General features: G+C 72.4%; 12 protein-coding genes. 5 read left to right on the plus strand and 7 right to left on the minus strand.

Going from position 1 to position 15346, the window contains the following annotated elements:
• Window positions 1–80 precede the first annotated feature (80 nt).
• From ABD832_RS27965 to ABD832_RS27985, 5 genes are all read right to left on the minus strand, one after another.
• On the minus strand, window positions 81–1232 hold the full coding sequence (locus ABD832_RS27965; protein WP_344900641.1) for a VWA domain-containing protein: 1152 nt from the start codon (window positions 1230–1232) through the stop codon (window positions 81–83).
• Window positions 1225–4050 carry a DUF5682 family protein gene (locus ABD832_RS27970; RefSeq protein ID WP_344900643.1) on the minus strand — a complete coding sequence of 942 codons (2826 nt, stop codon included), beginning with the start codon at window positions 4048–4050 and terminating at the stop codon, window positions 1225–1227. Before ABD832_RS27970 ends, ABD832_RS27965 begins: the two co-directional genes overlap by 8 nt.
• 84 nt (window positions 4051–4134) lie before the next feature.
• Entirely contained in the window at window positions 4135–5202 is a 1068-nt protein-coding gene (locus ABD832_RS27975; protein WP_344900645.1) for an ATP-binding protein, read from the minus strand.
• Window positions 5202–6635 (minus strand): DUF5691 domain-containing protein, encoded by a 1434-nt coding sequence (locus tag ABD832_RS27980; protein WP_344900647.1) that lies wholly within the window; start codon window positions 6633–6635, stop codon window positions 5202–5204. Before ABD832_RS27980 ends, ABD832_RS27975 begins: the two co-directional genes overlap by 1 nt.
• The gene (locus tag ABD832_RS27985) at window positions 6632–8272 is read right to left on the minus strand and encodes an SWIM zinc finger family protein (RefSeq protein ID WP_344900649.1); all 1641 of its coding nucleotides are present in this window, start codon (window positions 8270–8272) and stop codon (window positions 6632–6634) included. The genes ABD832_RS27980 and ABD832_RS27985 overlap by 4 nt, the downstream gene beginning before the upstream one ends.
• Before the next feature lie 193 nt (window positions 8273–8465).
• Between ABD832_RS27985 and ABD832_RS27990 the strand changes: the two genes are divergently transcribed.
• The 3 genes from ABD832_RS27990 to ABD832_RS28000 all read left to right on the plus strand — a co-directional run bounded on the left by ABD832_RS27990 (window position 8466) and on the right by ABD832_RS28000 (window position 11511).
• Window positions 8466–8891: a cupin domain-containing protein gene (locus tag ABD832_RS27990; RefSeq protein WP_344901774.1), complete on the plus strand. Its 426-nt coding sequence runs from the start codon at window positions 8466–8468 to the stop codon at window positions 8889–8891.
• Between the two features lie 176 nt (window positions 8892–9067).
• Window positions 9068–10603: an aldehyde dehydrogenase family protein gene (locus tag ABD832_RS27995; protein ID WP_344900651.1), complete on the plus strand. Its 1536-nt coding sequence runs from the start codon at window positions 9068–9070 to the stop codon at window positions 10601–10603.
• A 98-nt stretch (window positions 10604–10701) separates the two neighbouring features.
• Complete coding sequence (locus ABD832_RS28000) at window positions 10702–11511, plus strand: methyltransferase domain-containing protein (RefSeq protein ID WP_344900652.1); 810 nt, start codon at window positions 10702–10704, stop codon at window positions 11509–11511.
• Window positions 11512–11637: 126 nt separating this feature from the next.
• Here ABD832_RS28000 and ABD832_RS28005 read toward each other — a convergent pair whose 3' ends face one another.
• Together ABD832_RS28005 and ABD832_RS28010 are read right to left on the minus strand one after the other, a co-directional pair.
• Entirely contained in the window at window positions 11638–13461 is a 1824-nt protein-coding gene (locus ABD832_RS28005) for a M14 family metallopeptidase (protein ID WP_344900654.1), read from the minus strand.
• A gap of 138 nt (window positions 13462–13599) precedes the next feature.
• Entirely contained in the window at window positions 13600–14007 is a 408-nt protein-coding gene (locus tag ABD832_RS28010; RefSeq protein WP_344900656.1) for an ATP-binding protein, read from the minus strand.
• 150 nt (window positions 14008–14157) lie between these two features.
• Between ABD832_RS28010 and ABD832_RS28015 the strand changes: the two genes are divergently transcribed.
• Window positions 14158–15024, plus strand: a complete 867-nt coding sequence (locus ABD832_RS28015) for a helix-turn-helix domain-containing protein (RefSeq protein ID WP_344900658.1) — start codon at window positions 14158–14160, stop codon at window positions 15022–15024.
• 33 nt (window positions 15025–15057) lie between these two features.
• Complete coding sequence (locus ABD832_RS28020) at window positions 15058–15285, plus strand: DUF397 domain-containing protein (RefSeq protein ID WP_344900660.1); 228 nt, start codon at window positions 15058–15060, stop codon at window positions 15283–15285.
• Window positions 15286–15346 lie beyond the last annotated feature (61 nt).

The raw sequence follows: 15346 nt of genomic DNA on the forward strand, positions 1-15346 counted from the left end.
GTTCGGGTCCGGAGACCGGGCCGGAGGACCGGGTACCGGCTTCGGCCCGGCCGACAGGAACGATCACCCGGCGCCAATGCTCACCCGGCGCTGCGTCCCAGTGCCCGCTCGGCCCACTGGCCGATGTCGCGACGCTCGATCGCCGCCGCCATCAGGTCGGGGAAGGCGTCCGGTGTGCAGGCGAAGGCCGGCACCCCCATGGCGGCGAGCGCCGCGGCGTTGTCGTGGTCGTAGAAGGGCGCGCCCTCGTCCGAGAGCGCGAGCAGCACGATCACCTGCACCCCGGCCGCGGTCATCTGGGCGACCCTGCGGAGCATCTCCTCGCGCACCCCGCCCTCGTAGAGGTCGCTGATCAGAATGAAGATCGAATCAGTGGGGCGGGTGATGAGGCCCTGGCTGTAGGCGATGGCCCGGTTGATGTCGGTGCCGCCGCCGAGCTGGGTGCCGAACAGCAGCTCCACGGGGTCGTGAAGCTGGTCGGTGAGGTCGACCACCGCCGTGTCGAAGACGACCAGCGAGGTCCTCAGCGAGCTCATCGAGGCGAGAACCGCGCCGAAGACACTGGAGTAGACGACGGAGGCGGCCATCGACCCGCTCTGGTCGATGCAGAGCACGACCTCGCGCTGGACCGCCCGCTGCCTCCTGCCGTACCCGACGAGCCTGGAGGGGATCACGGTGTTGCGGTCGGGCAGGTAGTTCTTCAGGTTGACGCGGATCGTGCGGTCCCAGTCGATGTCGGCGACCCGTTTGGGCCGGTGGGTCCGGGCCGAGCGGTCCAGCGCCCCGGTCACCGCGGCCTTCGTCTTCTGCACGAGCCGCCGCTCCAGCTCTGAGACGACCTTGCGGACCAGGGCCCTGGCCGACTCGCGCGCCTTCTCCGGCATCACCCGGTTGAGCGACAGCAGCGTGCCGACCATGTGGACGTCGGGCTCGACGGCCTCGAGCATCTCCGGCTCCATGAGCAGCCGGGTCAGGTTCAGCCGCTGGACGGCGTCCTTCTGCATGACCTGGACGACGGTCGAGGGGAAGTAGGACCGGATGTCGCCCAGCCAGCGCGCCACCCTGGGCGCGGAGGCTCCCAGACCCCCGCTCCGCTCACCCGACCCTTCGCCGCCGTTGTACAGGGCGGCCAGGGCACCGTCCATCTGGGCGTCGGTTCCGGTCAGCGAGCAGCCGGTGCCGTCGGCGTCGCCGCCCAGGACCATCCGCCAGCGGCGCAGCCTCTCATCCATCGGTCCGTCCCGTCCTTCCCAGGATCGCCAGTACGGTCCGCACGGCCGGTGCCGCGCGCTCCTCGTCGAAGTCCTCCGCCTCCGGTGCCCGGTCGGCGGTGCCCGTGCCCAGCGAGCGGACGCGCGAGCCGATCGAGCGGCGTTCCGGGGCGGCGAAGGCACCGAACGTCCTGCGCAGCAGGGGCAGCACGTCGACGAAGGTCTCCGGGGCGAGCCCGGTGAGCCAGGCGTCGACCAGCCCGAGCAGTCGCGGATCGTGGACCAGCAGCAGCCCGCCGCCCGACAGGAAACCCTCGATCCACGCGGCCGCCCTGGCCGGAGGGTGCCCGGCCGACATCGCGCGTGACATCCTCCGGTCCACCTCGGTCGTGTCGAGGTCTCCGGCGTCCAGCAGGATCCTGGTGAGCCGTCCCTCGATGAGTCCGTGCAGGTCGGCGCGGCCCGAGGCCGCGCGCAACGCCGCCAGCCACCGCCCCCTCGGCGCCTCCTCTGTTCCGGCGACCCGCTCTCCGGAGCCGTCGGCACCCGGGGAACCGGCCTCGGCGGAGCCCATAGGGTCCGTGGAGTTCACGGAATCCCCGGATTCCGCGGAGTTCGCGGAATCCGGGGAGCCCTCAGGAGCCGCAAGGTCCGTGTCGACGGCCGCCCCGGAACCCGTGGCGCCGAGGGAGGCGGCCGAGCCCGCAGAGCCCGCGGAACCGGCCGAGCCCGTTGAGTTCGTTGAGCCTGCCGGGTCGCTGTCGAGGAGGGCGACGGCGGCGTGCACGGCGTCGATGTGACCGAGCAGGTCCTTCGCCGCGTCGTCGTCGAGGCCGGTGACGGCACCGCCGACACCGACGCAGATCCTGGTGAGCATGGCCTCGACGATGACCGTCAGGCCGATGGCGGGGGTGCCGCGCACGTCGCCGTAGCGCTGGGCGCGGACCATCGCCGGGAGCGCGGCCATCAGGTGCGTGACGTCGCCGTCCAGCGCCGCCCGTTCCGACAGGGCGTCGAGGACGTGGGGCAGCGCCTCGGGCAGGTCCGCGAGCAGGGAGCGCTCGACCAGGCCGGTGAGGGTGGCCAGGGTGACCCCGCCGGACGCCCGGCCACCGGGCCCGCCCGCTCCCCCGCCTCCAGGACCCGTACCCGACGGGCCCGTGCCTCCGGGACCGGTCGCCGAGCCGGACGCGCCGGACCGGGTGCCCGGCGCCGTTCCCCCGTCGGCGAGGTCGCGGACGCGGGCGGCGGCGGCCGACGGGACGGTCGTGCCCCAGGCGCTCGCCTCGATCAGGTCGATGTCGAACTCGGGCCGCCAGGCCAGCGACCACGACTCACGGAAGGTGCCCTTGCTCCGGCTCCGCTGCGGGGTGCCCCAGTCGATGCCGAGCAGGCGCAGCCGGTGCAGCAGCCTGCTGCGCTCCAGGTCGAGGGGCTTGCGCAGGTCGAGATCGTATTCGCGGTCGAGGGCCTCGGGCTTGAGGCGCACCCTGCGCTGTTCCTCGCGCAGGTGGCGCTGCAGGGGGACCATCGGGGTGCTGTCGGGCACCTGGCCGAGGCGCTCCCCCACGACCATGCGCCGCTGGATCAGCTCCACCGGCAGGTCGTCGCCCTCGCAGAGCACCGCCCTGACCGCCTCGGTCACCTCGGCCAGCCCGGCCAGCGGCCGTCCCCTGAGCACGGCCAGGCTCTCGGCGAGCCGTACCCCCTCGATGACGTGGGCGGAGGAGACCGGCAGGTCCTCCTCCCGCAGCACCCCGGCCGCACCGGTCAGCCACCGCTCGACCGGACGGTCCGGGGAGGTGAACAGGTGGTGGTACCAGCCCGGGGAGGTGACGCCCGCGCCGTACCCGCTCCACGCGGCCAGCCGCCCGTACGTCCACGGCACCCAGGTCATCTCGGCCTTGACCTTGGGCAGTCCCCTGAGCAGCGCGTCGTCGGCCTTCGCGGTGGGCAGCCCGGCTCCCCAGGCCGCCCCCTCGCGCGAGGTGCCCGCCAGCGCGGGAACGTGCCACGCCCCGCAGACCACGGCGATCCGCTGGAAGCCGTCCTTGACCGCCTTGCGGATCGTGCGCCGCATGAACGCCTCGCGCCGCGCCTCGTACTCGTCGGCGGAGTGGCCCTCGCGGACGGCCTCCATGGCCTCGGCGATCATGTGGAACGGGGTGTCGCCGCGGTGCTCGACCGCGTCCTCCCACCAGCGTTCGGGGTCGTCGTACCCGGCGGCGCGGGCCAGGGCTCCGATCGGGTCGATCCGTACCGCCTCCGGAGCGGCGTCCCCGTCGTCCCGCTCTCCCCCGGGCACTGCGTCCCCGGTGTCCCCGGTGTCCCCGGTGTCGCTCCCGGCACCTTCGGGATCCGTGACACCCCCGGAGCCCTCGACGCCCTCCTCCTCGTCGTCCCTGTCCCCGGCCGTCCCGGGATCCGTCCGTTCCGGTTCGGCCGATCCCGGACCTGATCCAGGACCCGATCCCGATCCCGGACCCGCGTCCGGGCTCGCGTCGCCTGGCTCGCCGGGCCGGGAGGCGAGGCTGTGCACGGCGGGCAGGTCGCAGAACCGGACCGGGACGCCCGCCCCGAGCGCGTGACGGATCGCCTGCCATTCGGGGGAGAACTCCGCGAACGGCCAGAACGCGGCCTTGGACGGCTCTCCCGGCACGTGGGCGAGCAGCGCGACCGGCGGCCGCAGGTCGGGGTCGCGTGCCAGCTCGACCAGCCCGTCCGCCTCCGGCGGGCCCTCGATGAGCACGATGTCCGGCGCGAGCCGTTCGAGCTCGTCGCGCAGGGAGCGCGCCGACCCCGGGCCGTGGTGCCGGATTCCCAGCACGGAGACGCTCATCGGCACCACCCGGCCGTCGCGGGGACCGGCACCGACGTCGTGGGGAGGCCCTTCACGGGGAGACTCTTCGGGGGGAGCATCGCCTCAGCCCTCGTCACGGCAGGCCCGGTAGAAGTCGCGCCAGTCGCGGCGCTCGCGCACCACGGTCTCCAGGTACTCGCGCCAGACGACACGGTCGGAGACCGGGTCCTGGATCACGGCGCCGACGATGCCCGCGGCCACGTCGGACGGGCGCAGCACGCCGTCACCGAAGTGCGCCGCCAGGGCGATGCCGTTGGTGAGGACGGAGATGGCCTCGGCGGTGCTGAGCGTGCCGCTGGGAGACTTGACCTTGGTGCGGCCGTCCTCGGTGACGCCGGTGCGCAGCTCCCTGAAGACCGTGACCACGCGGCGGATCTCCTCCAGGCCGGTACGGGTCTCGGGCAGCTCCAGGGAGCGGCCGAGCTGGCCCACCCGGCGGGAGACGATGTCCACCTCCTCCTCGGCGGTGGCGGGGACCGGCAGCACGACGGTGTTGAACCGGCGGCGCAGCGCGCTCGACAGCTCGTTGACGCCGCGGTCGCGGTCGTTGGCCGTCGCGATCACGTTGAACCCGCGCGTGGCCTGCACCTCCCGGTTGAGCTCGGGGATCGGCAGCGTCTTCTCCGAGAGCACGGTGATCAGCGCGTCCTGCACGTCGGAGGGCATGCGGGTCAGCTCCTCCACGCGGGCGAGCCGTCCCTCGGCCATCGCCCGCATCACCGGGCTGGGGGTGAGCGCCTCCATGGACGGGCCCTCGGCCAGCAGCCGGGCGTAGTTCCAGCCGTAGCGGACGGCCTCCTCGGCGGTGCCCGCGGTGCCCTGCACCAGCAGGGTGGAGTCGCCGCTGATCGCGGCGGCCAGGTGCTCCGACAGCCAGGTCTTGGCCGTGCCGGGCACGCCGAGCAGCAGCAGCGCGCGGTCGGTGGCGAGCGTCGCCACCGCCACCTCGACGATGCGCCGCGGCCCGATGTACTTCGGGGTGATCTGGTCGCCGTCACCGAGGATGTACGTCGTCACCGCCCAGGGGGACAGCTTCCACCCCGGCGGGCGGGTCCGGTCGTCGCTCTTGGCCAGGATCGCCAGCTCCTCGGCGTACTGGTCTTCGGCGTGGGCCCGCAGAACCGTTGTCACTACTGCAGCTCCTTCAACATGTCGTCACGGAAACGCAGGAGGGCGGCGACCTCCTGGATGGGGGGTTCGGGGGAGAAACGCGCGGCCGTGTCGTGCAGGGCCGGATCGACGCGCTCCCCGGCGAGTCTGGTGACCTCGCCGACGTACCAGGACTGGTTGCCGGAGGAGAGCTTGAGGATCTTCTCCAGCACGGCGAGCGTCAGGTCGGGACCCCAGGGGGCGGGGACGCCCACCAGGCGGTCGACCAGCCGTCCGTGCCGGTCGGCGTGGTGACGGACGAAGTCCACCGCCACGGCCTCGCGCTCCACCGGGGGCAGCACCGCGAGCAGGTCGGCGAGCGGGTCGTCGAGGAAGAGCTCGCGGGCCCACGCCGGGTCGCCCTGTACGACGGCGGCCCTGACCCATCCGGCCACGACCTCCCGGCGCCAGTCGACGACCTTCATGCGGACGATGTCGCGGGGCGAGGCCCCGAACAGCCGGGGCCAGACGGCCAGCGGGGTACGGGCCACCAGCTGCTGGAGCCACCAGCTCTTCTCACCGGTACCGTGCGGGGGCTTCGCCCGGATGCCGTCGCGTTCCATCGCGGCGTCACAGGTCTCGGGCGGGGTGACGAGTATCTTCCCGCCCCCGAGGATCCTGCCGGGCTTGAGGGTCAGGTGGCGCGCGGCCCGTTCGGCCATCCGCTGCCCGAGGCGCGAGCCCGGAAGCCTGCTGAGCAGGTAGGCGGCCTCGTTGCGGACCTCGCGGCGGCGGTCGTCGAGCGCGGCCTCCAGGAAGGGCTCGTCGTCGTCGGACAGGCCGTCGGCGAGGACCTTGAGAAAGGCCTCCCGGTCGGCGGGCGTCTCCTTCTCCCAGGTCGCCGCGAGCAGTTCCCTGGCCCCGGCCGGGTCCGCGGCCCGCCGCGCGGACAGGTAGACCCGGCGGTCCCCGGAGGTGCCGAGCTCCCAGACCTCGTCGCCGTCGAACCCGGTCACTGCGGCGGAGGTGACCTCCTCCAGCAGGAACCTCCAGGACGGGTTGAGACCGGCCAGCCAGCGGCCCCGGTTCCCGGCGAGCACACCGACGTGCGGCCGGATCGACCTGTCCTTGGCGGCGTGGTCGAGGAGTCTGGGCAGCAGGTGCGGGGCGAGCCGGTAACCGCGTCCCGCGGCCGCCTCCAGCCACTCGTCGAGCAGTTTCGGCCCCTTGCCCTCCAGAAGGCCGGCGAACCGGTCGGCGGCGGCGGGCGGGATCACGGGCTGTTCCTCGGGCGCCGCCGCGGCCGGCGGCTCCACCCCGGTGACCGGTCGCCGTCCCGCGCGCGTCCGCAGCGTGTGCACGGCCGCGCGTTCGAGCAGCTCGACCTCGCTCGCGGCCTGCCCGGGGATCGGGCGCCGGTCGGTCCCGACGAGCGCGGTGGAGACCAGGTCCTCCCATTCGGCGGAGGCGTTCACAGGACGATCACCCTGCCTTCCTCGTCCCAGGTCGTCAGGGGACGCAGGCCCCTGGGGGTCCATTCGGCGGCGACGGTCACGGGGTGACCGCCGGAGACGGCGGCCAGCCGCCAGGGGGTTCCCACCGACGGGTGGAGGGCGAGCCCTCCGGAGGGGCCGGTCAGCAACCGCAGGTCGTTCCCGGCGGGGACCACCCCCTCCAGCAGCACGGGCCAGGAGTCGAGCCAGGGATCGCCGGCCAGCGCCTCGGCGACCTGGTCGAGGGCCGCCCGCACGCTCGTGCCGGGCGGCGGGCCCGCTCCCACGTCCTCACCCCTCGCCGCCACCGTCCCGGCCACCGTCTTACCGGCCACCGACGTGCCGGGCGTCTCAGGGCCGGGCGTCTCAGGGCCGGGCGCCGTCGTCCCGGCCGCACCGGGACGGACCGCGTCGGACCCGTCCGGACCGGCCCCGTCCGAGCCGACCCCGCCCGGACCGATCCCGGCGTCACCGGAACGGGCCGTCACGGAACCGGCCCCGGGACGGATCGTCCGGTGACGGGCGGCGACCACGGCGCGCAGCGGAGCCGAGCCGGGATAGAACGCCAGGTCGGCGTCGACGGTCGTGCCGGTGACCAGGGAGGCGTCCAGGGCCTGCCCGGCCGGGGCGAAGGAGAGCACCAGCGCGACCCTGCCGGTCTCACGGCCACGAAGCCACACCCTGCGGGCGGTCAGCCTGTCGTTCTCCTCGTCGCGCCGTCCCAGCACGTCCCACCGGTCGCGGACGGTGCCGCCGGCGATCACCTCCTCCTTGGTCATCGAGAAGCCGACCCGGTCGCGCACCCGCTGCAGGAGCCCTGCGGGCACCGCTCCCCCGGCCTCCGCCCCGCCCCGGACCTCGCCGTCCGCTCCGGCGACGGCATCAGCGGCATCACCGATGTCACCGGCGCCGTCGGAAGAGGACGCCGGGGACCCCGAGGACGCCGCGAGACGGCGGTGCGCCACGCAGAGCAGGTGCAGCAGCGCGTACTCGCCGAGAAGACGGGCCGGCCAGTCGTCGCCGTCCAGGGTGGCGCCCAGCCGGGAGAGCGAGCCCGCCACCCCGGGAGCCTGGGCGTCGACCAGGCGCTTGGCCAGGGCGTCCCACTGGTCGTGACGCCGGGATCCGGCGATGCCCTGCCTGATCTGGTCGGCGAGCCAGCGTTCCAGATCCGCGAGACCGGCGGTCACGCGCTGCTCGCGCCGGTCGGCCCTGCGGCCGTCGGCGGGACCCGCCTCGGCGGCCTTGGCCGCTCGGGCCGCTCCGGCCTCGGCCGCCTTGGCCGCTCGCCCGCGCCGCCCGTCCAGCCACTCGCCCACCCAGTCGGCGGGCTCGTCGGCGGCGGGGACACCGTCGGCCGACCAGAGCAGCAACAGGCCCAGCGCGTGCTTGCACGGGAACTTCCTGCTCGGACAGGTGCACTTGTAGGCGGGCTCGGACAGGTCGACGCACGCCCGGTAGGGCTTGGAGCCGCTGCCCTTGCACTCGCCCCACAGCGCGTCGGCACCGACTCCCGTCCCCGACCACTTGGCGGGAGAGGAGACTCCGTGGGCTGCCTTCTGGGAGGAGGCGTCGGGCGCGAGCGCCAGCACCTGATCCCGGTTCCACCGTTCGATCACGCAGCGAACGCTAGCCAACTGTGCCGACAAAACCACATCGATCTCCACCAGGCCGTCCCCGCCCGCGGGACGCGTTCCGGGACGTACCGTGCCGCGGGACGTCCGGTGCCGCGGGAGGATTGCGGGACGCGCTCCGTGACGCGACGCGACGTGACGTACTGTCGTCCGCGATCCCTAGAATCCGTCTGTGACGATGCTTTCCCGACCTCCGCTCGCCGAGGCGCTCGATCTGCTGCCGCACCCCGAGGGCGGCTGGTTCCGCGAGACCTGGCGGACCTCCGCCGAGCTCACCCCTCCCGGATACGACGGGGTCCGGGCCACGGCCACCGGGATCTACTTCCTCCTCCAGCCCGGCGAGGAGTCGCGTCCCCACGTGGTCCGTTCCGACGAGATCTGGTTCTGGCACCGGGGTGGTCCGCTGACGCTCGTCCTCGGCGGTCACGAGGGGGTGCCCGCCACCACCGTGACCCTGGGTCCCCTGGTGGAGGAGGGCCAGCTGCCACAGGTCCTGGTGCCCGGAGGCACCTGGCAGGCCGCCCGGCCCGCGGGCGACGAGGGGGTGCTGGTGAGCTGCGTGGTCTCCCCCGGCTTCGACTTCGCCGACTTCCGCATGATCTGACGACGCCACCACCCGACCGACGCCCCCACCTGACGCCCCCGCCCGGCCCGACGCCCCCGCCCGATGCCCCCGACCGACGCTCCTGCCCGACGCCCCCGCACGACGTCCCCGGCCGATGTGACGTCCTCTTCCCGCGTGGGGAGAATGCGGTTACACGCATACCCGGGAGGTCGAAGGTGACCAGCGAGATCGTCTCCGTCATCGGCGGAAAAGAAACGTCCAGCGGTGTGACCTACGAGTCGGTCGACCCGGCCCACCTGGACGAGGTGGTCGCACGGGTCCGACTGGCCGACCCGGGCACGTTCTCCTCCGCGTGCCGCACGGCCGCCGCCGCGCAGAGGGAGTGGGCGCGCGTCCCGGCGCCCGTCCGGGGACGGGTGATCGCCTCCATCGGGCGCCTGGTGGAGGCCAACGCCGTCGAGCTCGCCCGCCTGGTCACCCGCGAGATCGGCAAGCCGTACGCCGAGGCGCTGGGCGAGGTCCGCGAGATCGTCGACACCTGCGACTTCTTCCTCGGCGAGGGCCGGAGGCTGTACGGGCAGACGGTCCCCTCGGAGATGCCGGACAAGAACCTGTTCACCTTCCGGGTCCCCGTCGGGGTGGCCGCGGTGATAACCGCCGGCAACTTCCCGGTGGCGGTGCCGTCGTGGTACCTCGTCCCGGCGCTGCTCTGCGGCAACGCGGTGGTGTGGAAGCCCGCCGAGTACGCGGCGGCCTCGGCGCACGCGCTCTACCGGTTGTTCGAGGCGGCCGGTCTGCCGGACGGCGTGCTGAACCTGGTCCTCGCCGACGGCGCCACGACGTTCGAGGGCCTGGAGGCGGCGCTGGCCGAGGGCACGGTGCACAAGGTCGGGTTCACCGGCTCCACCGAGGTGGGCCGCGCCGTCGGCGAGCTGTGCGGGCGCCACCTGCAGTCCCCCTGCCTGGAGCTGGGCGGCAAGAACCCGATGGTCGTGATGCCGGACGCCGACCTGGACCTGGCCGTGGAGGGCGCGCTGTTCGCGGGCTTCGGCACGGCCGGGCAGCGCTGCACCTCGCTCGGCACGGTGATCGTGCACGAGAGCGTCCACGACGAGTTCCTGAGCCGGTACGCCCGCGCCGTGGCCGGGGCCGCGATCGGCGACCCGTCCGGGGACGTGTTGTGCGGCCCGCTGCTGGAGCGCAGGTTCGCCGACCGCTACGAGGAGTACCTGGGCTGGATCCTGCCGCACCACACGGTCGTCTCCGGCCCGGTCGGCCGGATCACCGCCGACAGCCCGCGCGGCGACTTCACCGGGGAGGGCGGCCTCTACTACCACCCGGTGGTCGTGGACGGTGTCCGTCCCGACGACCGGCTGTTTTTGGAGGAGACCTTCGGCCCCGTCGTCGGCGTGACCTCCTTCACCACCCTGGAGGAGGCCCTCCACCTGGCCAACCTGCCCGGTTACGGGCTCTCCTGCTCGATCTACACGACCGATCCGGCCTCGGTCTTCCGCTTCCGCGAGGGGATCGGCGCGGGCATGGTCAGCGTCAACAACTCCACCTCCGGCGCGGAGGCCCACCTGCCGTTCGGCGGCAACGGCAGGTCCGGGAACGGGAGCCGCCAGTCCGGGGTGTGGGTCCTCGACCAGTTCACCCGGTGGCAGTCGATGAACTGGGACCACTCGGGAAGGCTGCAGAAGGCCCAGATGGACGTCGCCGAGATCGTTCCCGACCTGGAGTTCCGCCTCTGAGACGGCCTCGCCCCTGTGACCATCATGTGAGACGATTCTTCTTGAAATGTGAGACCTCTGTTACGGTCGGAGCGATCGCCGACGAGGGAGAGGTCCCCATGACAGGCACGAACGCCGTCTACACCCACGGGCACCACGAGTCCGTGCTCAGGTCCCACCGGTGGCGTACCGCGGAGAACTCGGCGGCGTACCTGCTCGGGCACCTGAGGCCGGGCACGAGCCTGCTGGACGTGGGGTGCGGGCCCGGCACCCTCACCGCCGACCTGGCCGCGCGCGTCGCGCCCGGCCGGGTCACCGCGGTGGAGGTGAGCGAGGAGGCGCTCGGCCTGGCGCGGGCGGAGGCCGGGCGCCGGGGGCAGGACGGCATCGCGTTCGCGGTGGCGGACGTGCACGCCCTGGACTTCCCCGACGACACCTTCGACGTGGTCCACGCCCACCAGGTGCTCCAGCACGTCGGCGACCCGGTGCGGGCGCTGCGCGAGATGCGCCGGGTGTGCCGGCCGGGCGGGATCGTGGCGGTACGCGACAGCGACTACACCGCGTTCACCTGGTTCCCCGAGGTGCCCGCGCTGACGGAGTGGCTCGACCTCTACCGGACGGCGGCGCGGGCCAACGGCGGCGAGCCCGACGCCGGGCGGCGGCTGCTGTCGTGGGCGCGCCGGGCGGGGTTCACCGACGTCACGGCCACCTCCTCGACCTGGTGCTTCGCCACACCCGAGGACCGGTCCTGGTGGGGCGGCATGTGGGCCGAGCGGGTGCTGCGCTCCGACATGGCCCGCCAGGTCCTCGCCTCGGGCGTCGCCACCGAGGAGGATCTGCGCCGCATCTCCCAGGGATGGCTGGAGTGGGCCGGGGAGCCGGACGGCTGGCTGTCGCTGCTGCACGGCGAGCTGATCTGCCGCGCCTGAGGACCCGTGACCCGTCCGGCGCGGATCGCCCCGCGCGGTCGTCCTGCGCGGTCGCCCCGCACACCGGGTGGCCCGGGAAAAGGGCCGGGGCGCCCGCCGACGCGGACGCCCCGGGAACGGACGGGACTACTGCTTGGTGATCTTCACGTTGTCGACGCCGGCCTCGACCAGGGAGGCGCCGGAGGCGTCACCGGCCTCGACCAGGATGCGGACGCTCTGCCCGGCGAAGGCGGAGATGTCGACGTTGGCGGTGGCCCAGGCGCCGTCACGGTTGGCGGCCGAGCCGAGCTGCTGGAAGACCTGCGTGGTGGTGGAGCCGACGACCTTCACCCGCAGGAAGTCGGCGTTGGAGGCGTTGGAACCGTGCGCCAGGTACCAGGAGAACCCCAGCTTCAGCGTCCCGGTCGGCAGGGTGATCGCCGGGGAGCGGATGCTGCTGACCCCGCCGTCCAGGTCGTGCTCGCCCGCCGAGGCGCCGGCCAGACGGCCGGTGACCAGGTCGTTGCTGCCGCTGACGGTGGTGCCCAGCTGCTTGGTGCCGCTGGAGGTGGTGGCCTCGGGGTCACCGCGCTCCCACGCGCCGGCCGTGGCGGTGTCGGTCGCGGACGGGTTGACCGTCCAGCCGGTCGCCGTCTCGAACTCGTCGGAGTAGACGGTCACCCCGGGGTTGGAGCCGCCGCAGTACTGCGACTCCTTGCCGATGATCCGGTACACGCAGTCGGAGTACTCGACGAAGCGCAGCACGGCCTCGCGGTTGCGGGTGGTCTGCGGGCCGATCTGCTCGTCCGGAGGATAGAAGCCCGGCGAGGCGCTGACCGGGTACATCTCGAAGGTGTAGCTGAAGATCTTGTAGACGCCCCACATCCAGTCGTCGATCGTGCCGTCGGTGACGTACAGGTCGCTGGCCTGCTGAGGGGTGTAGTTGTTGGTGGAGGCCATGTTCTGGCCCAGGGTCGCGTGGGCGTCACGGTCGTCCTGGGTCAGGCCGGGCGCGGTGTCGTTGAAGGTGTAGCCGTACGGCCACAGGATCAGCTCGCCGTAGGTGTGCCAGTCGATGTGCGACTTGATCTGCTGCACGCCGCCGACGACCCGGCTGCGCACCCAGTTGGCCACCGCCCGCACCTCGGGGGCCGACTCCGCCGCGGGACCGCGGTAGGTGTCGCTGGAGGCCGAGCCGGACGAGCCGGCGCAGCAGCCCCAGTTGTAGCCCCAGTTGCGGTTCATGTCCGTGCCCACGTACGACGAGCCGGAGTTGGGCTGGCGGTTCTTGCGCCAGGAGCGGTAGGAGCCGCTGGCGATGTCGTACTCGCCGCCGTCCGGGTTGAGGTCCGGCATGATCCAGATCTCGCGGCCGTTGACCAGGTTCGCGATGCGGCTGTCGGTGGTGTAGCCGTCGGTGAACAGGTTGAGCAGGTAGATCGCCATCTCGACGGTCAGGTGCTCGCGGGCGTGCTGGTGGTGGGTGAACAGCACCTCGGGCTCGTTCTCGTCCGTGGCGACGTTGTCACTGATCTTCACGGCGATCAGGTCGCGTCCCTCGTACGACGTGCCGTAGCTGATCTTGCGGGCGATCGTCGGATGGTCGGCGACGATCTGGTTCACCGCGGCGGTCATCTCGGCGTAGTTGTGGTAGCCCGAGTCGGACGGCGGGAAGTCCGCGCGCTGCTCGGGGCCGGTCGGGAATAACGCCCGGGGGATCCGGGTGACGGCGTAGCCGAGTTTCTTGATCTCGGCCACTTCCTCCTGGCTGGCGGTGACCACGACGGAGTCGGAGCCGACCTGGTCGATCGCGGCACCCGTGGCGGCGACCGCACTGCGCTGCTGGGACGTGCTCGGACCCTGGACCTTGTACTGGCTGTTCGGTTGTGGCTCGGCCGAGGCTCCTGCCCCGGTCACACCGAGACACAACAGCGCCAGGGCGGCGAACACCACGATCAGTCGGCGTCTCACCTGTGTCCTCCTCAGGCACGCACTCTAGGGATTGGTCGCGTGCCTCCACTGAGAGTCAGACAACGGCGTTGATTGGAAAAGGCCCAAATTTGGGCGCCGCGTGGACTCCGGGAGGAGCTGCAGGGCCGAGGGAGGGGATCAGAAGACGATCCGGAACCAGAGCGTCCGGGCACCCCCCGGGGTCCCGGGGCGCACGCCCCACCGGTCCGCGAGCAGGTCCACCAGGAACATGCCCCGCCCGCCCTCGGCCTCGGGGTCGTTGCGCACGTGCGGCGCCGAGGCACCGGACCCCGCGTCGCAGACCTCGACCAGCACCGCCGCCGGCCTCACCGTCACCGTCATCGCGACCTCGCCGCCCGCCCGGGAGCCGGAGTGCACGACCGAGTTGGTCACCACCTCGCTCACCAGGAGAACGACGTCGTCCAGGGCGGGATGGCCCTCACCCAGCAGTTCCCTGACCCGGCCGCGCGCCACCGCCACCGATTCCGGCACCCCCTTGAGGGTCACCCTCATCCGAGGTGAGACGGCCTGCCGTCCGGTCCTCATCGTCGACCTCACTCCCCGACACGCATATTCCATGCACGTCGCCCTCTGAGATGGCACACTCACTCACGGTGAACTGTTCTATCAAGGACTGCAATACCTCATGTTGAGATTCCACAGTTTTCCTATCAAAGGACGGAGGGAGGTAGATGCGTGGTTTCTCGGCGCAGCCCCACGGCCCGGCATCGCCGCCTGGTCGCTGAACTCAACCGTCTGCGAAAGGACAGTGGGCTGACCAGGGTGGAGGTGGCCGAGCGGATCGGCTCCACCGACACCACCGTCTGGCGGTACGAGACGGGTCAGACCCGTCCCCGGCCCTCGGACGTGTCGGCCCTCACCGATGTGTACGGAGTGACCGGCGAGGCACGGGACTTCCTGATCCAGCTGGCCGTCGAGGCCAGGCGACGCGACTGGTGGCACCGCCACCGGCAGGCGTTCAAGCCCGGCTTCGACTCCTACATCGGACTGGAGGCGGAGGCGTCCCTCGTGCGCTCGTACGAGCCGCTCGTCGTCCCCGGCCTGATGCAGACCGAACCGTACGCACGTGCCGTGGTCGAGGCGACCTCCGTCGTCCAGACCCCCTCAACGGTCGAGGAGACGGTCGCCGTGCGCATCTCGCGTCAGCGGTTGCTGCACGGACCAGGCGACCCCATCCACCTCGTCGCGGTACTCGACGAAGCGGTGATCCGACGCCGGATCGGCGGCGGCGGCATCATGACGGAGCAGCTGGAACATCTCGTCCACCTCGGCGGGCTGCCCAACGTGGAGATCCGGGTCCTCCCGTTCTCCGCCGGGGCCCACCCCGCGATGGACGGGCCGTTCTGCCTGCTCAGCTTCCCCGAACCGGAGGATCCCGACCTGCTCTACCTGGAGCAGGCCGCGAGCGGGCTCCTGCCGGACGCACCAGAGCACGTCAGCCGGTACGCCTCCATGTTCGAGAGCCTCTGCGCCATGGCCCTCGACCAGGAGGCGTCGGCGGCCTTCATCGCCCAGATGGCGAGAAGGTTCTCCACCCCCTAGTACCCGAAGGAAGAAAAAGTGCGAGGGTCCACGATGGATCTGTCCGACGCCCAATGGCGCAAGAGCGGCCGCAGCACCGGAGGCAACTGCGTGGAGGTGGCGGTCGTCCCCGGTGACGCGACGACCGTCGTCCACAAGGCCGGCTCCGACCACCTCTACCTCGTCCGCGACTCCAAGGATCCGAAAGGCCCGGCGCTGGCGTTCACCCGGAGCGAGTGGGACGCCTTCGTCGGCGGCGTGAAGGACGGCGAGTTCGACTGACACACCTCCGGGGGAACCGCCTCACCGGTTCCCCCGGAACCGGCGGGTCCCGTGCCCGGCC

It is taken from the genome of Streptosporangium longisporum (assembly GCF_039534895.1).
Lineage (GTDB): Bacteria > Actinomycetota > Actinomycetes > Streptosporangiales > Streptosporangiaceae > Streptosporangium > Streptosporangium longisporum.

Excerpts from the sequence above, each read along its gene's own strand:
- ABD832_RS27990 (WP_344901774.1), top strand. The coding sequence starts at position 8,466 with ATGCTTTCCCGACCTCCGCTCGCCGAGGCGCTCGATCTGCTGCCGCAC.
- ABD832_RS28000 (WP_344900652.1), top strand. The coding sequence starts at position 10,702 with ATGACAGGCACGAACGCCGTCTACACCCACGGGCACCACGAGTCCGTG.
- ABD832_RS27970 (WP_344900643.1), bottom strand. The coding sequence starts at position 4,050 with ATGAGCGTCTCCGTGCTGGGAATCCGGCACCACGGCCCGGGGTCGGCG.
- ABD832_RS28020 (WP_344900660.1), top strand. The coding sequence starts at position 15,058 with ATGGATCTGTCCGACGCCCAATGGCGCAAGAGCGGCCGCAGCACCGGA.
- ABD832_RS27965 (WP_344900641.1), bottom strand. The coding sequence starts at position 1,232 with ATGGATGAGAGGCTGCGCCGCTGGCGGATGGTCCTGGGCGGCGACGCC.
- ABD832_RS28010 (WP_344900656.1), bottom strand. The coding sequence starts at position 14,007 with ATGAGGACCGGACGGCAGGCCGTCTCACCTCGGATGAGGGTGACCCTC.